At 26.1% G+C, this 20,754-nt stretch carries 5 protein-coding genes; all 5 read right to left on the bottom strand.

The genetic code is table 4. The features are described from left to right. Positions 1-47: 47 nt before the first annotated feature. Positions 48-7,748: a hypothetical protein gene (locus tag ACW95P_RS03175; RefSeq protein WP_457961786.1), complete on the bottom strand. Its 7,701-nt coding sequence runs from the start codon at positions 7,746-7,748 to the stop codon at positions 48-50. 639 nt (positions 7,749-8,387) lie between these two features. Continuing rightward, complete coding sequence (locus ACW95P_RS03170; protein WP_457961785.1) at positions 8,388-16,301, bottom strand: hypothetical protein; 7,914 nt, start codon at positions 16,299-16,301, stop codon at positions 8,388-8,390. 41 nt (positions 16,302-16,342) lie between these two features. Beyond that, positions 16,343-18,736 carry a hypothetical protein gene (locus ACW95P_RS03165; RefSeq protein ID WP_457961784.1) on the bottom strand — a complete coding sequence of 798 codons (2,394 nt, stop codon included), beginning with the start codon at positions 18,734-18,736 and terminating at the stop codon, positions 16,343-16,345. A gap of 406 nt (positions 18,737-19,142) precedes the next feature. Next, positions 19,143-19,802 (bottom strand): hypothetical protein, encoded by a 660-nt coding sequence (locus ACW95P_RS03160; RefSeq protein WP_457961783.1) that lies wholly within the window; start codon positions 19,800-19,802, stop codon positions 19,143-19,145. 46 nt (positions 19,803-19,848) lie between these two features. Beyond that, entirely contained in the window at positions 19,849-20,745 is an 897-nt protein-coding gene (locus tag ACW95P_RS03155; RefSeq protein ID WP_457961782.1) for a 5'-3' exonuclease, read from the bottom strand. Positions 20,746-20,754 lie beyond the last annotated feature (9 nt).

Raw genomic sequence — 20,754 nt, 5'->3', positions numbered from 1 at the left:
TCTATTATAATATTTTTTATAAAAAAAGTGGAAGTTTTGTTTGAAAACTAACATAATTGATTTTTAAAGTGATTTTTAACTGATTCGGAAAGATGGTTAAATTTATCAACACTTGCTTGTTGTGTTGCAATATCATCATTTATTGTTTTAAATTTAGTAACTAAATTATCTAATTTAGCTTTAGTATTAATAGTTGATAAATCATTGATTTTTGCTTTAATTAAATTTCTTTTAACTTCGGTAATATTTGTTAATTTATCAATTTCTGTAAGTGCAGTTGTTTTATTATTATCACCATTTAGTTTAGTTATTGCAGTCTCAATTGCACTTAAAGCTGAATCCAATTTAGCTTTATCTGTTACAGAAATTTTTAAAGTATCAATATTTGTTGTATTGCTTAGTGTTGTTGTAGTGAAATTTTTTAAAACACTTTGTAGTGCTGCAATCACTTCTTGATCTACAGCTGTGAGATTATTGGCAAGGGAATGGTTTGCTTGACCAATTTCATCAGTATATGTTTTTAACTTATTTTTTAAATCATTAAATTTGTCATTTAAGTATTTTGGTATATCAACAATTAGATTAATTGCTATTTTTACTTCTGCAGCCGTTTTATCAGCGATATCAATTGCACCTAATTGGGTAATTGCATTGGTTTTTGTTGATTCTACTAAATTATTAAAACTAATAAGTTCGGTTTTAGCATTTCCCAATTCTGTGTTAACCTTGGTTAATTCAGTAACAGCATTATCAAGTTTAGCTTTTGAATTAATTTTGGTTAAATCTTTGATTTTAGCAATAGCTTGATTATTTTGAGTTGTAGATAAATTAGTTAATGTTTTCAAAGTATTTTCAGCTACAATTAAATTACTATTGCCATCTAGTTTGGCAAAAGCTGCTTTAATATTGTCGATCGTAGTTTGAACTACGCTTGCTGAAGTTGCTGAAAATTTTTTGTCATCAATACTAAAATTTTTTGATAATGTCGAAGCTGTAATTCCATCTAAAACAGACTTGACTGCATTAAGTACTTCATTATCGGTAGCTATTGGATTTGTTGTTGCTAGTAAATGGGTTGCCTCACCCATTTGATTAGTATAATTTTTCACTACTGATTTTAAATCATTAAATTTATCATTTAATGCTTTTGGTTCACTAATAATACTATCAATTTTTTCTTGTACTTTTTCAGTTGTTAAATCAGTAATATCAATTTTTTTTAATTGTGTAATAAGCGCAGTTTTAACATCATCTTTTAAATGATCTAAATTATTAACAACAGTTTTAGCTGCTGCTAATTTGGTGTCGATGTTTGTTAATGTTGAAACAGCATTATTTAAGGTTGTTTGACTATTTACTTTTGTTTGATCTTTTAATTTATTGTTTGCTTGAGTTTTTTGAGCTGTGCTTAAATTAGTTAATGCATTAACTTTTCTTATTGCTTCAGCGAGATTTTCAGTTCCATCTAAATTATTTTTTGCAGTTTCTGCTGCATTAATTAAACCATCAAAGTTAGAAGGATTGGTATCTAAAATACTTTCATTTTTATCTTGTTCAGCTTTTAATGCAGTTAAGCTTGCATCAAAAGTATCTTTTTTAGTTTGTTTGGCAAATATATAATCATCATTTGCTTTGTAATCTTCCAACTTAGATACTTTATCTTTTAGAGCTTTAAATTTATTTGCTACATTTAAAGCTTTTGTATCTAGAGTATCTAATGCTGAAGTATTTGTAGCATCATTGATTTGTTTCTCAATTTCTGTAATTGTTTTAGTATTTAATTCATTTAATGGAATTGCTTTTAATTTTTCTTTTGATTGTTTTTTTCTTGCTGCTAAATCACTTGCAGCTTTTTGAATTGCATTAACTTTAATTTTAAATTGCTCTTCAGTTTCTGATGCATCATTTGTATTTAAAACAGTTAATTGTCTTTCATAATTATTTTTTAGTGCTTGTGACAATTCGTCTAATTTAGTAATTTCTGTTTTGGCAGCAGTTACTAATGCTGATTTTTTATCTTTTAAAACATCATTACCATTAAGAGCGGTTAATGCTGCTTTAATTTCATTAATAGCTGATTCAACTTGAGTTACTGTATTAGCAGAAAGTTTTTTCCCAGTCAATGTTGTTGTTTTTGAGATATTAGCAAAATTAGGTGCAGCAATTACACCATTAAGAGCGGTTTTTACTTTGTTATCTTGTATATTTTTAGTTGTTGCTAAATCATGCTTTGGTGTGCCAATTGTAGCTATATAACTATTTAAAGCAGATTCTAATTCACTAAATTTATTATTAACTGCAGTTGCTGTATTAACTGTAGTTTGCAATCCTGTTTTAATAGTGTTTTTATCTTGATTAATATCAATATCAGCTAATATAGTTTCAAAACTGTTTTTTAGTGTGTTTGAAAAATTTGTTAATCCACGCAATGTTGTTTTTTTAGTGCCAATTTCAGTGTTAATTTCATTAAATTTTGCAACTAAATCATCTAATTTAGCTTTGCTATTTGTTTCAGATAAATTATTAATTTTAGCTAAAATATCAGCTCTTTTACCGCTTGAAATATTTGCAAAGCTATTAATTGAATTAATAGCATTTGTTTTATTGTTGTTTCCATCTCAATTAGCAAATGCAGCATCAATATTATTAATTGCTGATTCAACTTGAGTAGTTTCTATTGCTGAAAATTTAAACCTATCAATATTAAGTGGATTTGTTAAAGTATCACTTGTAAAGTTTTCAAGCACCGCTTTTAAAGCATCAATTACTTTTTTATCATCAATAAATTTATTAGTCGCTAGTACATGATTTGGAGTTTCAACTCCATCTATATAAGTTTTTAAAGCGGCTTTTAAATCACTAAATTTATCATTTAATGCTTTTTCTTTATTAACAATTGCATCAAATGCCCTTTGAGCACTATTAGCATCTAAATCCGTAATATCAATATCATTTAATTTATTAGTTGTTGTAGTTTGAGCTGTAGCATTTAAATGACTCAATCCATTAAGATCAGTTTTTGCTTGGCCTAATTTATTATTAATTGCAGTGAATATCGCTACAGCACTGTCAAGTGCTGATTTAGAATTTACTTTAGTAGCATCCTTAATTTTAGCAATTGCTTGCTGTTTTTGTTTTGAACTTAAATTAGTTAATGCATTAATTTTATTTTCAGCTTTAGTTAATTCTTCATCACCTTTTAATTTATTAACTGCAGCATTAATTGCACTTATAACTGTATCAACAGCAGTTGTATCAGCTGCTGATAATTTATAACTATCAATTGATGTCATTTTAGTTAGTGTTGTATTAGCAAAGCCGCTAAGTACTGATTTTAAAGCCTCAAGCACTTCATTATCAACAGCAACTTTATTATCGGCAAATGTATGTTTAGTTTCACCAATTAAATTAGTGTAATTTTTTAAAGCATTTTTTAAAGCATCAAATTTATTATTTAAAGCTTTTTGTTTATCTAATATTTCATTAATTTTAGTTTGAGTTTGTTCTTTTGTGATGTTGGTAATATCAATTGCCTCTAAATCACTGACTACTCTATTCTTGGTTGCATCCATTAAATGATTTAAATTTGAAGCTTCAGATTTTGCTATACCTAAAATTGTATTAATATCATTTAATGTTGTATCAGCGATGGTAAGTTTTGCTTTGGTATCAATTTTTGAGCGATCATCTAATTTAGCATTTGCTTGTGCTTTTTGAACAACGCTTAAATTTGATAACCTATCAATTTTAGCTTTTGAATTTCTTAAATTAGCATCACCATTTAATTCAATTGATTTAGCTTCGTCTAACTTAGTATTTGCTTCTGAAATTTTTGCATCAGCAAATAAATCTTTACTTAGAAAGCTTGTAATATTTGTGTAAATTGCATCAAATGCAGTTTTTTTAGCATCATCAGATAATTTATAATTATTTGAATTTTTAAATGTATTTAATTTAGTAATTTCTTGATCAACTTTTTCCACAACTGACTTAGCTGTATTAATTCTCGTTTCAATTGAACTTAATGCTTCTAATGTTGTTGCTCTATTAATTTCTTGAGTAATTTTTTGAATAACTGTAGAACTTAATTTATTTAAAGGGTCTTGAGCTAATTCTGCTTTTAAAGCATTTTGTTTAGCTATTACTTCTCCATTTAAGGCAGCTGTAGCAGTGTTGATTTTAGCAATTATTTGTTCAATTTTTTCAGTTGTTGCTCCAGGCTTGAACATAACAACACTATTATTTTGGAGATTGTAAGTGCGGGTAAGATCTCTAGATAATCTAATTGTTACTACTTCATCAATTGCAGATAAAACTTTTTCTTTTTCAGTGCCTCAATTAGTTGAGAGATTGCCATTTGGTTCTACATAGTATTTATCTCTAAATTTAATTAAAGCAGCATTAATATTAGTAAATGAACTATTTAATGTAGTTGCTTTAGTTTGGATTGAAATAATTTTATTGCTAAATTCATCTAGCGATTCTAAAGATGTAGTAGCTGTTAATAAATCATCAATTTTTTGCTTGAATTCATTTTTTAAATTGTTATTTAATTTATTTAAACTATTAATTGTTAATTTAACTTGCTCAGCTTTTGCTTGTTTTTGACTTTGAAGTTTTTCAGTACCATTTAAATTATCTTTTGTTGTTGTCCCCAATTGGACTAATGCTGTTAGTGAGTGGACAGTGTCATTAAAAATGTTTGCAGTATTTTTAATTTTTAATGTATTCAAGGCACTATCATAAGCTGTTTTTAAATCAGCATTTGCCAATGTGTAATCAACATTAGATTTATATGCTTCCATTTCAGCAATTTTTGCAGCAATAGATTCAGTAGGAGCTACTAAAGGTGTTATTTTATCTTCGATTGTTTTAACTTTTTTAGTAGTATCTGTTGTAGCATTATCAATTTCTGAAATGATTGCAAACTTAGTTTGATCGTTCAATTTATTTAATGGTGCTTGATTTAATTTAGCTTTTAAAGCTTCTTTTGCAGCAACTACATCTCCATTTAATGCATCTTTAGCTGTATTAATTTTTGTGATTGCCGTTGTTACTGTTGCAATATCAATTCCAGGTTTAATTTTTAAATTATTAACCTCATACTCTCTAGTTAAACGTCCATTACGAGGTCTTCAAAGTGTGCTTCCCTCTGATCCGGTACGAGTCGTGTCTAGAAGAACTGATTCCAATGCTTTAAAAACATTTTCATCTTCACTAGCGCCATTTGTGGCACGAGTATATTTTTCTGTTGTCATTGTAGTTTGATAGGCTGCAAGTGCTGCTGCAATTTTTGCATGTTCATCATTTAGTCTTGTAGCTTGAGTTTCAACATCATTTAATTTTTGTTCAAAATTAGTTTTTGATACAGTTGGATTATCTTTTAAAATATTATCAACTTTAGTTTTAAATTCATTTATCAATTCACTTGATAAATGAGTTAAATTGCTAATGTTAGTTTTAACTGAATTAACTAAACTATCACGAACACTATTGCCATCTAAAGCATTTTTAGCACTATCTACTGCAGCAATCAATGCATTGAGATCTGTAGTACTATCACTAAAAATGTTTTCAGTGTTTTTTATTGCTAATTCTGCTAATTTTGTTTGATAAGCTGTTTGTAAATTCGGAGTTGCAAATGTAAAATCTTGATTGGATTTATAAGAATTCATATCAACAACTTTTGTATTAATAGTCTTTGCAACAGATGCTAATGATGTAATTTTTTCTTCTATTGCTTGTAATTTTTCTATTGAATTAGTATCCCTTGAATTAATTTTTTCAGTAACTGCATCTTTAGTTTTTTGGTTTAGTGTGTTAAGTGGAGAATGATTTAATTTATTTAATAAATTTTCTCTAGCAACAACAAATGCTCCATTTAGAGCTGCTGTAGATTCATCAATTTTTTTAATTACTTCATTAACTTTTTCAACTGTAGTTCCCGGTTTATATTGTCTCCAAGCATCATCAATTTTATAATTATTGGCAAAACCACCATTTCAAAGAGTTCCAATTAATGTTTCTAGATTCCTTCTAACTTTATCTCATTCATTTCATCGATTTACAGATGATCTTGTGCCATCTGGATTTTTATGATATTTTGTTCTAAATTTTAAAAAAGCATCAAGTAAATTAGTTCATGTCTCATTTATTGCGACAGCATTTTCTTTAATTGGAGTTATTTTTGCTTCAAAACTTGCTAATGTTTCAGTTGCATCATCAACATTAAATGCATTTATTTGATCAGTAAATTGTTTTTTAAGGTCACTATTTAATCGGTTTAAACGATTGATTTCACCTTTTACTGTATTTCGTTTTGCAACTTTCTGATTTCTAAGATTTTCTATTCCATTTAATGCCGCTTTTGCATCGTTAATTGCTTTGATAGAATTTTGAATATCAGTTGCAGATACATTTGGTTTAATTTTTAATTTACTAATATCATAAGTTGTTGTTAAAAGTTTATTGGATGGTCTTCAAAGTGTATTAGCTTCTGATCCAGTGCGTCCAGTATCTAAAAGCACTTTTTCAAGAGCTTTAAAAACATTTTCATCTTCTATATTTTTATTATTTGCTTCTGTGTAATTAATTGTAGACAAAGCATTTCTATATTCTAAAAAAGCTTTTTCTAAATCTGAAAAAGAGGTATTAACACTAGTTGCTTCAACAACAACTTGATTCATTGCTTCATTGTATCCATCATATCTTGTTATGCCTGAATCAGCTAGCAATAAATTTTCTATTTTTTCATTAAATTTTACTTTTGCTTCACTTGATAAATGATCAAGTTTTCTTATTTCAGCTTGTCTAGTAGCTACTAATTGTTGAATATGGCTTGCTGCATCTAATTTAGAATCAGCTTTTTCCATAATTTGCAAAACATTTTTTATATTTGCAAGCTCTTTTTCGAAATTATTAGGAATAAATGTTGAAAAATTTGCTTTTTCTGCATTTTCAAATATGGTGTTATATGCATTTTGCGCTTCTGAAGATGAATTGTAAAATTTGGAATTATTTTCTTTTTTACTAAATTCCACAAACTCATCTTTAATTTTTTTCATCATTGTATTAAATTCAGTAATTTGTTCTCTTAATTTATTAATTTCATTAATAAAAGAAATATTTACATTATCTACACTAGAACCACTAACCGCCTTAAATTTATCAAGAATTAAAATTTTAAGAGAATCTTTTTGTCCTTTTGTTAAATTGCTCATTTCCTCAACAAAACTAACTAAACTTTTAGAAAAACCATTTAAATTATTTCAAGCAATAGTAAGGTTTGATTTCCTTCTATTAAGATCACCGATATCAGTCATCCTAAATTCTGCCTTATCTTTATCTAAAACTTTGTAAAAATCATTAAGAGATCTTTGGTAAGCTTGCTGCAATCAAGTATCAGCTTGTCAAAAATGATTATAAAGTGGGCTTGAATTATTGTTGATATAATCCTGATATTTTTCATAAGTGTCACGATATTCTTTCATAATGTTATTCAACTTTATAAGAGACTGGGTTCTATCTTTTCCTCATAATCTAGGAATTGTGGCAAAAGCTTCCTTTTGTCCGTGTGTTAAATGTGTGAAATTACGATTAATTCAACTAAGTAATGACTCGCCTTCTTTTATACTATCAATTGCTGAAATTGCAGTAAAAGATATTATAAGTGGTGTTACAGATAAAACTAATAGCGCAGATTTTTTTGCTATACTAGTTTTTGAATTTTTTTTATTGATAACATCCATAAAAACCTTCTTTCAAAACTTTCAAAAGCCTATCTTTTAAATTATCAACTATGGAAATAAATAATTTAGGGTGAAGCTAATGCAAAAAAATATTAAAAAACTGGCTTTTTATCTATTATTTTTTGTAATTAATTTTTAAGTTTAAAAATTTTAAATACAAAAAATAACTAATAATTAAAAACTTTTTATCCTAGTTTATCTATGAAATTATTAGTTGTTTATATTTTAATATATATATATATATATATATATATATATAGAAATTAGTAACAAAAATGCAGAATAATTAAAATTAGACAGAAAATTTTATTTAAGTTTTTGTTTTTTGTTTTAATTTTAATTAAAATAGTTGATTATAAAACGGAATTAATTTCAATAGTTACAATAATATAAGGATATTTTTTAATGATTATTTAATTTATAGCAAATTAATGAGATAAAATCAATCATATTTTATTTATTTAAGTTTTTTTACTTATTATTTTGGAAACTTAATTTTAAAGTAGGAATTTTATAATTCAAAAAAACACACAAAACTTATAAATATAAGTTTTGTGTGACGGTTTTGTTATTGAATAGTAAGTTAGAAAATATTATTAGATGTAATGTGCACTTAATTATTTTTAAAGTAATATTTAATTATTTATATTTTTTTCTTCATTTAGTAGCAAAAAATCCAAAAATAGAAATAGGAATAAGGGCCAATAAAGTAAATAATCATCAAAGTTTATTTGAACTTACATTTTTATTGCTTGAAAAATTTTCTGTATCTAAAGCTTTTTTAAAGTTAGTTAAATCCGCTTCTTTAGATTCTTTTAAATTAATAACACTATCAGTATCACCTATTTGTTTCGCATTAGAAATAGCTTGATTAATTGCATTCATTTTTTTTAATGCTAAATTAGCTTCTTCGATAACTTTATTTAAATTTTTATTTCAAGTATTTTGATTACTATCAATTGCTTTAATCATTTCTTGAAGACTTTGTTTTGTTAAATGTGATAAATATTTATATTTTTCCTCACTGTTTATTTGATTAGCTAGTTCTTTTTTTGCTTTTTCAACTTCAAAATTACCATCTAATTGTTTAATTGCGTTTTTAATTATTTTTAATCCTGCATTAATATCATCATTAGTGATTCCGTATTTAAAAGTACTGCTTGTTTTAACATCCATTGCACTTTCAATTTTTGTTGAAAGAATGTTATTAATTGCTCCTACAACTTTTTTATTAACTTCATTTTTATTTGTAGCAGCTATATATGTTGGAGTCTGTTGAACTGATAGATATTCATCTAAATCTAATTTAAAATTATAAAACTTTGCGTTCAATGCTATAGCCATATCTTTAATATTATTTGAATTTTCAATATTTTTATCTTTTGATTTAGTTAAATCCACTTTAGCTACATCATCTTTAAATTTATTTTTTGTATCTTTATCAATATTTATAAGTTTATCAATAATACTTTTATTAGAATTAATAGTATTATTGATTTCTTCTAAATCTTCAATCCTTTGGTTTAAATCATTTAATGATGTGGTAGGTAATGTATCACGTGCATTATTTCTTTCCATTTCAGGAATGTGAATGAAACTATCAACCTTATCTTGAGCAGCTTTTAAATTTTGAATACCATTTAAGCCATTAATTGCTGCTTCTGCATTATTTTTAGCTTCAACTAATTTTGCTGAAGTTGTAGCATCTAATAAATTATTTTCCTTGAAATCTTGCAAAGCTTTTAATACATCATCCAAAGCTTTTTGCTCCGCTTTTCCTGATAAATTATAGTTAGTAGTTTTTTTGGCGGTTATTAATTTTGTAATTTCTTCCTCAATTGTTTTTGATGTTTTCAACGCTTCATTAACTTTATTTTTAACCTCATTTATTTCATTTACAAACTTAGCATTATCGGCGACTTGATTAATTGCTGCTTTTGTAGCATTGCTAAGTAATGCAAAATCACCACCAGTTTGAGTATGATTTTTTATCTTTGCTTTTAAAATTGCTAAATTCTCATCACCATCTAATGATTCCATAGCTTTTTCAATTTCTGCTTTAGCTGATTGAATTTTTGCAGCATCAATATCAGCTTTAATTTTGCCTTGTAATTTATTATTTGCACCAGGTATAGTTGAAGCATCTAGTATAGATTCTAATGATTTTTTCACTGTTTCATCAGCTGCTAATCTTTTACCTTCAGTTGCATCTACATAATCAGCAGTTGGTATTTTAACTTTATAAGCATCATATGCAGTTTTTAAATCTTCATAAGCTGCATTGGTATTTTCAGCATCAGATTTAATTTGAGCTATTTTAGCTTCAATGTCTGCTTGATTGGCGTTTAAATCTGCAATTGTTTGTGCTTTTGCTAAAAGCGCATCCTTAGCTGCTTGCGATAAATGCTCAAGCGGTACTGTTGCATCAGCTTTTAATGAATTTTTTAGATCTTCTAATTGGTTATTGATTGCATTTCATTTAGCAACTTCAGCTTCTAAGGTTGCCTTATCACTGAATTTATTAAGATTTTCTAAACTATTTTCAATATCTTTTTTAGTTTGGGCTAATAAATTAGTTAATTTAGAAATATCAGCTTTAGCTTTTTCAAGATTTTCGTTACCATCAAGATTAGTTTTTGCTATCTCAGCTGCTGTAATTAATCCAGTTGTTTCAATTTGCATCCCATCATCATATAAATTTTTAGCTAACTGTTCTTCAAGTTTTTTTAACGCTTCAACAAAAGCAGTTTTTTCCGTTGAACTAGCTAACTTGTAGTTTTTATCTTCCGTTTGATATTTTTTTAATTCATTAATTTTAGCTTGTAACTGGGTTTGTATATTTAAAGCATTGGTTGCTTTGGTGTCAATTGCAGTAATTTCTGCTTTAGTATCTGTTTCATCCTTATTAAGATCATCTAAAATAGCAGCTTTAGTTAATTGATTTAAACTATTGTAAATACCAGATGCATTTTCGATTTTTGCTTTAAGTTTATCTTTTTCTTCATTAACTTTAGTTAATCCATTTAAAGAATCAAGAGCGTCTTTAATGCTAGTAATTGCAGCTTCTACAGATGTTAAGGTAGTGCCCGATTTATAAGTCTCAGTTGTTAATTTTGCTAAATCTGTTTCAATATTTCTATAAGTTTTATCTTTTAAAATAGATTCCAAAGCTGTTTTAACCTTATTATTTTGAGCAATTTTATTATCCTCAGTTGCTTCGGTATATTCCGGTTTTGTGAATATAGCTTTATATTTAGCAACATTAGATTGTAAATCATTAAATTTGTTATTAATTGCAACTGCATTAATAGTTTTTGCAGTAATTTCAGCTTTAGTTGTATCTTTTGATTGATTTAATAAATCACTATTATTAGATAAATCGGCTATTAGTTCATTTTGAAGTTCTAGTGAAAGGTGAGTCAAGCCTTTGATTTCAACTTTTTTAGCTTCAATAAAATTATTAATTTCACTAAAATTATTAACTAAATTTTCTAATTTAGTTTTAGTATTAATTTTATTTAAATCTTTTAATTCACTAATAATTGCGTTTTGAGTGGCTACTAGTAAATTAGTTAAATCTTTGATATGGGTTTCTGCAGCAGTAAGATTATTACCACCATTTAATGCACTAGATGCATCATTAACAGACTTTAAAATATTACTTATTTCAGAAGATTTATTAAATAAATCATCATTAGTTAATTTATTACTTAATTTTTCTTCCTCAGTATCAAAGGTAGTTTTTAGATCATCATTAGCTAATTTATAATTAGCTAATTTTTTTATTTCTTCTAATTCTTTAGCTCTATTTTTAATTGTTGCTACATCAACTAAGGTTTCATTTACTTGATTAACAATTTCTTGAAGTTTTTCATAAGATGTCGTAGCATTAGCTGCTGCTTTAATAGTTGCTTTAGTTGCTGTATTCAGCGTGTTTCAAGGTGCTGTTTCTAATTTATCAATTATTTCATTAATTTTTTGGTTACCATTTAATTTAGAAAAAGCTTCATCAATTTTTTTAGTTACTGCTTCGACTTCCTTGATAACATTAGTAGATAGCTTTTTGTCATTAATATTAAAACTATTAGTTAATGTTGTTGCAGAGATATCAGCCAAAACTAATTTAATAGCAGTTAATACTTCTTGATCAATAATTGCAATATTTTCTGTAACATCATGTTTTTTATCGCCAATTTCATCGACATATTTTTTTAAAGCTTCTTTTAATTTTGTTAATTTTTCTTCCAATGAAATATTTAATGTTGTATTAGCATTAATGATTTCATCAATTTTTGTTGTTGCTGTTGCTTCATCAAGATTAGAAATATCAATTTTTCCTAATTCTGCAATTGCATCATCTTTTGTTGCTTTAGTTAAATTACTTAAATGATTAATATTATTTTTTGCCGTTTCAATTTTTGTCTCAAGAGCAGAAAACAAATCATTAGCAGCATCTAATTTTACTTTGGAATCAATTTTTGTTATATCACGAAGTTTATTTTCAGCAGCTTTTTTTTGATCTTCACTTAAATTGGTTAATCTTTTTACAGCATTAAAGGCATTTATTAAATTAGCATCACCATTCAACATGCTTTCAGCAATTGTTTCTGTTGAATTAGTTAAATCAGCAAGGGCAATACTTTTTTTAGTTTCGTCAAATAAATCTTGTTTTAAATGGTTCTCTAATTTTTCAATAATTGCATCAAATTCAGCTTGTTTTGAAGAATCTGATAATTTGTAATTTGCTTGATTTTGGTTTTCTTTTAATTTTTTAATTCTTTGTTTAATTTCACCAATAGCAAGTGCAGTATCATTAATTGTTTTTTCAATATTTTCTAATGTAGTTAGAGAAGTTGATTTATCAATTTTATTTTTGATATCATCTAATACATTTGTAACTAATTCATTAAATTCAGGAGTAGAGTTAATTTTAGTTTTTAATTCGGTTTTTTTCTTAGCGACCTTATCAGCTAAAACATCTTGTCCATTTAATGTATTTTTAGCATTTTCAATTTTTGCAGCAACTTCACTAGCTTTAGTGGATAATTGATCCAATAACATAGTAATATTTGATGTGGTAGATGTTGGGCCAATTTTTAAAGTATTAATTTTATAACTTTTTGTTAATTCAGAAGGCTTTGTTAATGTTATACTTACAATCTCATTTAAAGCAGCAAATACCTCATCATTTTTTGAATCTTTGTTATTAGCTTCATCATATTTAACAGTCCCAATTGTATTTATATAGTCATTGAACTTAGCTTCAATCTCATTTGTAAATTGGTTGTTTAATTTTATAGCTTTATCTTTAATACTATCAACTTTACTTTTAAAATTAATCTCAAATTCAATAGCATTAGTTTTATCAAAACTATTTAATTCATCTTTAATTTTTTGAATTAAAGATGGTGATAAATGAATTAGAGCATCAACATCATTAATTGCTCCATTAACTCAAGCAGTTTTTTTAGCTTCTAATTTCACTTCATCAATTTTGTCATTAGCTTGTGAAGCTGTAATATCTTCAATGTTAATATCAGCTAGTTTAGTTATATAACCTGATTTTTCAGCATTATTTAAATTGCTAGTATCATTAATGACTTTTTTTGCTAAACCTAGTTTATTATCAATATCAATAAATAATGTTTGTTCATTAATTAAATCAGATTTAGAATTAACTTTTAATGAGTCTATTAATTTGTTATTAGCTTGTTGTTTTTGCTTTTCGCTTAAATGCTCTAAAAGTCCGATTGCAGTTTGGGCATTAGTTAAGTTTGTATTTCCATTTAGTTCATCTTTAGCAGTTTGTAATACTTCTATTAAATTAGTAAAAGTTGAAGAACTGACATCTAAAATATTTACTGATTTTGCTATTTCATCTTTTAATGCTTGTAGACTGGAACTAAAATTAGCTTTTTTAGCATCATCAGCTAATTTATAGTTTAAATTTTCAGCATAAGGTTCTAGCTCAATAAGCTTAGATTTTAATGCTTCAAATGCTGTAGCAATATTTAAGGCTTTGGCATCTAATGCCTCTAATGCTTCTATAGAAGTGGCGGCATTAATTGCATCATTGATAACTTTTTTTGTCGCTTCATTCAAACTACTTAAAGGAGTGTTACCCAGTTTGTCCCTTGATTCTGCTTTACGTTTATTTAAAGTACCATCCAAATTGCTAATTGCTGAACTTCCATTTAAAACTAATTCATTTAATGTTGAATTTGTTTCATCATAAATATTATCAGTATTAACTTTAGCTTTTAAGGCATTTAATGCAACATCAAAATTATCTTTAGCTCCAGGGCTTGATGCTAAGGTGTAATTTTCTGATGTTTTCATTCCTTCCATTTCAGTTATTTTTGCTATTAATTCATTAACTTTATTAGCTAATTCATTTGCTTTAGATTCAATTGGAGTTAAATTACTTTGACTAGTAACGCTGTCAATTTTTGTTTCAATTGCTTTAATAGTTTCTGCATTTAGTTTATTAAAAGGAGCAGATTTTAATTTAACTTTTAAATCTGTTTTTGCTTTATTTAAATCATTTAAAATTTTTGCCTCGGTTTTAAAGGTATCAACTTTTACTTTAAAAGCATACAAATTTTCACTTAAATCATTAACATTTAAAGCATTTAGTTTTGATACAAAATTTGATTTTTCAGTTGAAGATAAATAAGTTGAAGCATTAATTTCTCTTTTTAATGTATCAACTAAATTTTGCTTTTGATTTTTTAATGCATTTTCTCCATTAAGTGCATTGTATGCATCATTAATAGTGTTGATTGCCACTCCCACTTCAGCTGCAGTTGTAACATTTATTTTTTTACTATTAATATTTGTTGTTTTATTAATTGTTGAAAATGAATCTGCCCCAAAAATATCATTTAATGCTTTTTTAACTTTTTCATCCATGGCAGCCATATTTGGATCTAAATCGTGCTTTGGTGTTGTGATAGTATCGGTATATTTTTTTAATGTTATTTTTAATTCATCAAATTTGTTATTAGTTTCACTAAGTTTTGCTACTTCATTATCTAGTTTTGTTTTATTATCAACTACAGCTAATTGATTTATTTTTTCATTAAGAATTTTATTTTTAATAATATCACTAAGTTTATCTAAACTATTAATTTTATTAGTTGCATCAGTTTTATTAAGAATTCCGTTTAATTGATTTTTGGCTGTTTCTGCTGTAGTTTTGGCATTATTAAAATCTGCTAAATTAGTATCTAAAATGCTCGAGCTATTATTAACAAGATTTTCTAAAGCTTGTAATTTTTCATCAAATGTTATTTTTTTATCATTATTTGCTAATTTATAATTTGCATTTGTTTTATAGGTTTTCAATGTCTCTGCTGTGGTCTGAGCTGTATTAAAAGCAGATGCTAAATTAGTAACTTTTGTGTCTAGAGCATTGATAGTTTCTGCATTTTTTGCATTATTAATTTCAACATTAATTGATGTAAGTGTTGCTGAATTTAATTTGTTAAAAGGTATTGTAGTAAGTTTTGTTCTTAGAGTATTTTTAATCTTATTTAGTGATCCATCTAAATCATTCAAAGTTGCATCTACATTGGAAGCTAATGCATTTAAATCGGAAACTGTTTTTTCAGAAATATCTTCATTATTAATTTTAGCTTTTAAGGCATTCAAAGCATTTTCAAAGTTTGTTTTTTTATCATTCGAGGCTAGTGTATAGCTTTCATCAGAAAAGGCCTTGTCTCCTTCAACAATTTTGGCTTTTAAGGTATCCATTTCACTAGCTAATTCTTGTACCTTAGCTTTAATTGTTTGTAATTGAGTTGAACTAGAAGCTGCTGTAATTTTATTTTTAAAAGCAATAATTGTTGCTGAATTTAATTTGTTAAATGGAGACACTTCTAATTCATTTTTTAAAGTAGCTTTCTTAGCATTTAACTCATCCAAACCTTTTAAAGCATCTTTAGATTTATTAATTTCTTTAATAACTTTTTTTACATCATCAATTGAAATTTCATTTTTAAACATGACACTATTATTAGTTTGAATTTCATAAGTTGAAGAAATATTTTTATCTAGCGAAGTTGAAATTACTGATTTTAATTGATTAATAACATTATTTCATTCACTATCACGATTTGTTGCTTCTGCGCCTTCGGGAGATGCATAATATTTATCTCTAAAAGCCACTAAAGCTGCATTAACTTTTGTAAATTCAGATTGTAATTCATTAGCTTTATTTGTAATTGGATTAATTTTCCCCGTTTCAAAAACTTCTAATGTTTCAGAAGTATCATTGAGATTTAAAGCATTTAGTTGATTAATAAAATTAGTTTTCAATGCAGTTTCTAATTTATTTAAATTATTAATAAGTGTTTTAGCAGCTTCCACTTTTGCAACTTTATCACCATTAAGACCTTTAATGGAATTTCTAATAATTATTATTGCAACATCAACGGCTGCATCATTAGCAGCTTTTATTTTTTTTCCATCAATTGAGGTTGAATTATTAATTGTTGTAAATTCTGATACATCAACAATTGTTTTTAATGCATTTTTAATATTTGCATCCATTACATCTTTATTAGTGCTTAAAGTATGTTTGGGAGTATTAATTAAATCCGTATATTTTTTAGCTCAACTTTTAAATCAACAAATTTATTATTAGCATTTTCGAGATCAGTTACTAATTTTTCCATTGAAGCTTTATTATCTACTTTTTCAGTTTTGTTATTTTTTTCAATTTGATTCTTAAGCTCTTGCTTTGTAGTATCAGCAATTTTTACTAATGAATCTATCTTTCTAAATGCAGCATTTTTATTTATTGTGCCATTTAAACTACCACTAGCCACATTTGTTTCCTTAACAATATTAGCAAAATCATCATTGTTTCAAATATTTGTTCCGCTAGATTTTTTTGCATTATCTAGTTTATTTTTTAATATAGTAACTTTTTCGTCAAAAGCTGTTTTTAAGCTCTCATCAGCTAATCGATAATTCAATTCAGTTGCTGATGCTGTTTTATAATTTTGCAAATCAGTTAATTTAACATTTGCAGCACTAAAATCACTAGCAAGCTGAATTAACTTTGTTTCAATTTCATCTAATAGGCTTTTTGTGTTAGCATCATCAATAGCTTTTATAATTGTTTCTTTAGTTACTGAATTTAATTCATTTAAAGGTTCAACATTTAATTTATTTTTTAATTCTTCTTTTTTAGTCCCTAGCTCACTACCATTAAGATCATCTCTAGTTTGCTTTATTTTAGTAGCAGCTTCTGTTATTTCAGCATTAGTTTTGCCCTTTTTAATTGAGTTATTTCCAATTGAAAAAGTTTTTGTAAGTTGTGTGGGTTGAGTCACTGCATTTTCTAAAATATCATTTAAAGTATTAAAAACAATTGTGTTTTGTTGACTTTGATTTGTTGCTGTATCATATTTACTTCTACCAATTGCATTTAAATAATACTTTAAAGCATCTGCGATTTCACCATTAAGTGCTGCTGTTGCATCATTAATTTCTTTAATTGCGTTATTTATTTGAGTTGTGGAAATAGCATTTCTTATTTTTAAATATGTTATGTGATAACTTTTGTTTAATAAACCATTTCTTGGTCTTCAAAGTGTTTTAGCTTCTTCGCCAGTTCTACCTGGATCTATAAGAATTTTTTCTAGTGCTTTAAAAACTTTTTCGTCTTCTATTGATTTATTTGTAGCCTGATCATATGCTATAGTACCAATTTTTGCTCGATATTTTAAAAAAGCTTCTTCAAGTTTATTAAATTCATTATTTCTTTCCTTTAACCGAGCTTCATATGTAGTAATATAATCTTCAAGATTTTTTCTATTCTCAGGAGTATCACTAGTTCACCTTCTAGTTCTTGCTAAAGTTTTAATTGATTCAATTGATTGAATAAGAGTTTTAATTGATTCGGAAGACAATTTATCATAATCTGCAACTCTTGTTCTTAATTGTTCTAAGGTTTTATCAATTCAATCTGTTGGTTCTGCGCCATTAAGAGCATTATATGCATTAACGATTTCTGTTTCAGATTCTTTTATTCTGCTTAAACTAATAGATGCATAATCAGGTCGAAAAGGTTCTTCAAGTGATTCATCAAATTTCCTTTTCAATGATGCATCACTTGTGGCTGTATATTTTCTAAGCTTTTTCTTAGCTTCATACTCATTTGCAAAAGCTTTTAATTTTGCCATTTCATTATTAACTTTGTACATTTCTGTTTCAAAATTATTTTTAATTTCTTTATATTTATTTAAAACTTGATTTCATTGATTTATATAATTTTTATTTAATTGACCTGTACTAGTAAAAGGTTGAATTTTTAACCCTTCAACAAATCTTTTAAATTCATTTATTTTATTATAAAAGACACCTTTTTGTTGAGCAGTTAAATTGTTTGTTTCGCTAGATGTTTTGCTAAATATTTGTTTAAGTTCTTCTGAAAAACCATTTAATACACTTCAAGATGCATTAAGCTTTATTAACGTTTGATCAATATTATTTTCATCGATCGGAGAAACCCCGGTTCCAAAATCATCTTTTAATAAAATATTTCCAACTCTTGATAAGTCAATAGCAAATCGATCTATTTCACCTGAATTATTAGCTTTTGAAAAATGTGGAGTAAAATCTGATTTAGTGTTTACAGCTTCATCCATAAATTTATGCATTTGCCGCATTAAACTCATTTTATCATTTAATTTAGAAATAAATATTGCTGTTTTTCATTCACCATAAGTATTATCATAAGGATAATTTTCTAATTCTTGCATTTGTCAATTTGTAAAATTAGAAAGATTATTCTTGCGAATTCAATCTCCAGTAGTTTCACTTGATTCTTTAGCTCATCATGAATATCCATCACTATATTGCATAGTTGCTGAAACTATTGTAGATAGTGAAGCAAATAAAGGAAGCGTAGATAAAACAAATAATGATGTTTTTTTAATTAATAATATTTTTTTACTTGTACTACTTGAATTTTTCATAAGCCCTCATTTCAAACATTATTTTTCAGTTACAAAAGCCTGTTTTAACTGTTTTTTAATGTTATAATTTATTTAAAAATCAATAAATCTCTAAATTTATTTTTGCATTTATAACTTAAATCAATTATTTAGATCATTGCAAATTTATAATAAAAAATTTACTATTACTACATAATTTTCAAAATAAAAATTATTGAATATAAAGCAATAGTTATTGTAATTCTAATATATATATATATATATATATATATATAAAGCCATTATTAGCAAAATCATAAAATACTTCATGTTTTGTAGAAAATTTTAAAAGAATTATTAGTTTTTGTTTTTTTTATAAGTATTTTAAAAATTGAATATTATTAAAAAAGCAAAGTCTTATTACTTTCCTCTTTTAATGAATTTATATTTACATCACTGTATTAATTTTAGTAATTAATGTTTTAATATTTTCGACATGAATGCTATATTGTTTTTGGCGATCCTGGTTAGTTGGAAAAAGTGTTTCTAAAATTCATTTATTACGAATATAAAATGGAATATTGTAATTAGAGTCTTTAATAAAAACTTGTAGCATAACTTGAATTTCACGTAAATATTTTTGAATTGCTTGATCATTGAGCTTATCCAAATTAGTAATTACTAAATTAATTTTTTCAACTAAAATTTGGGATCCTTGTTGGAATTCCAACAAAAATGTTCCTCGGTATTTTTTATTTGAAAATTTTTTTCTAATAAAAAAGATGATTGTTAAAAAATTAAAAATCGTTAAAACTCATTGAAAATAAACTAAAAAATCAGTTAAAATTTCGCCTGCTTTATTAATAAGGACAACAATAAATTGCAAAATAATATCAATTAGATAATAAGAAATTAGCCCTAAAGCTGTAAAAATCATTAGTCACAAAAAGATTGCTAAAATTTTTTTAAATAATTTTTTTGTTGAAATGGATTTTTCAAAAATAAAGTTAGTTGCTTTTATTGCGTGTGAACGTTTAGTATAAAAAGCTAAAGATAAAACTTCTTGCTTACAATTATTTAAAAACATTTTGATTTGATCATTTTTCATATGTACTATTTTAATGTTTTTTTCAAAAATAAAAACAACTAATTTTTTAATATGAATTTTTTCCTAAAATTAATGTTTTAATTTTATTTAGTTCAAGCTGATTTAATTCGGCTTCTAATGTTTGATTTAAAGTGATATCAAGTGCAAGATCTTTAATTTCCAAATCCAAAACAACATGATAGTTTAAAGTTGCTAATTTTTTGCATAGAAAAGCAACTTCTTTTGATTCTAAAAATTTTTCTTGCATTTTGGGACTTAGTTGGTATAAATTTTCATAAATTGCTTCTAAATTAGGGTATTCGTTTAGTAATTTTTTAGCTGTTTTTTCACCAATACCTTTAACGCCAGGTAAATTGTCTGATACGTCTCCAGCAATAGCTTTATAATCAATTACTTGATTGGGATGAATTTGATGTAATTCATAAAAATTATTAATTGTCTTCAAATCATAAACATAACTATTTTTAGGACGATAAATGATAGAAATGTTATCTTGCACAAGTTGCAATAAATCTTGATCTGCTGATAAAATAAAAATCTCATTTTCGGGATCTTTTTTTGCTTTTAATGCTAATGAAGCGATTAAATCATCAGCTTCAACTAGTGGTTGCTGCATAATTTTGATATTCATTAATGTTAATAATTTTTTCACAATTTCCATTTGAACAAATAAATCATCAGGCGCTTTAGCTCGGTTAGCTTTATAGTCAGCAAAAAATTCGTGTCTACTAGTTTGAGAACCGGCATCAAAAGCAATAAAACAATGCGAAATATTAAAATTTTGAATAACTGATAATAATGTTGTGAAAAAAATATGAATTCCTTGTGTCGGAATTCCTTGTGAATTTTTTAGTAAATTATTAGGGTTTTGATAATATGTTGAGTAAAACGATTTATACATCAACAAATTACCATCAACTAAAAGAATGTAATTTTGTTTCATATTTCGCCT

This window comes from Mycoplasma pogonae, assembly GCF_054170725.1.
The sequence above is the reverse complement of the archived record's forward strand: the minus strand, read 5'-3'. Positions and strand labels throughout refer to the sequence as shown.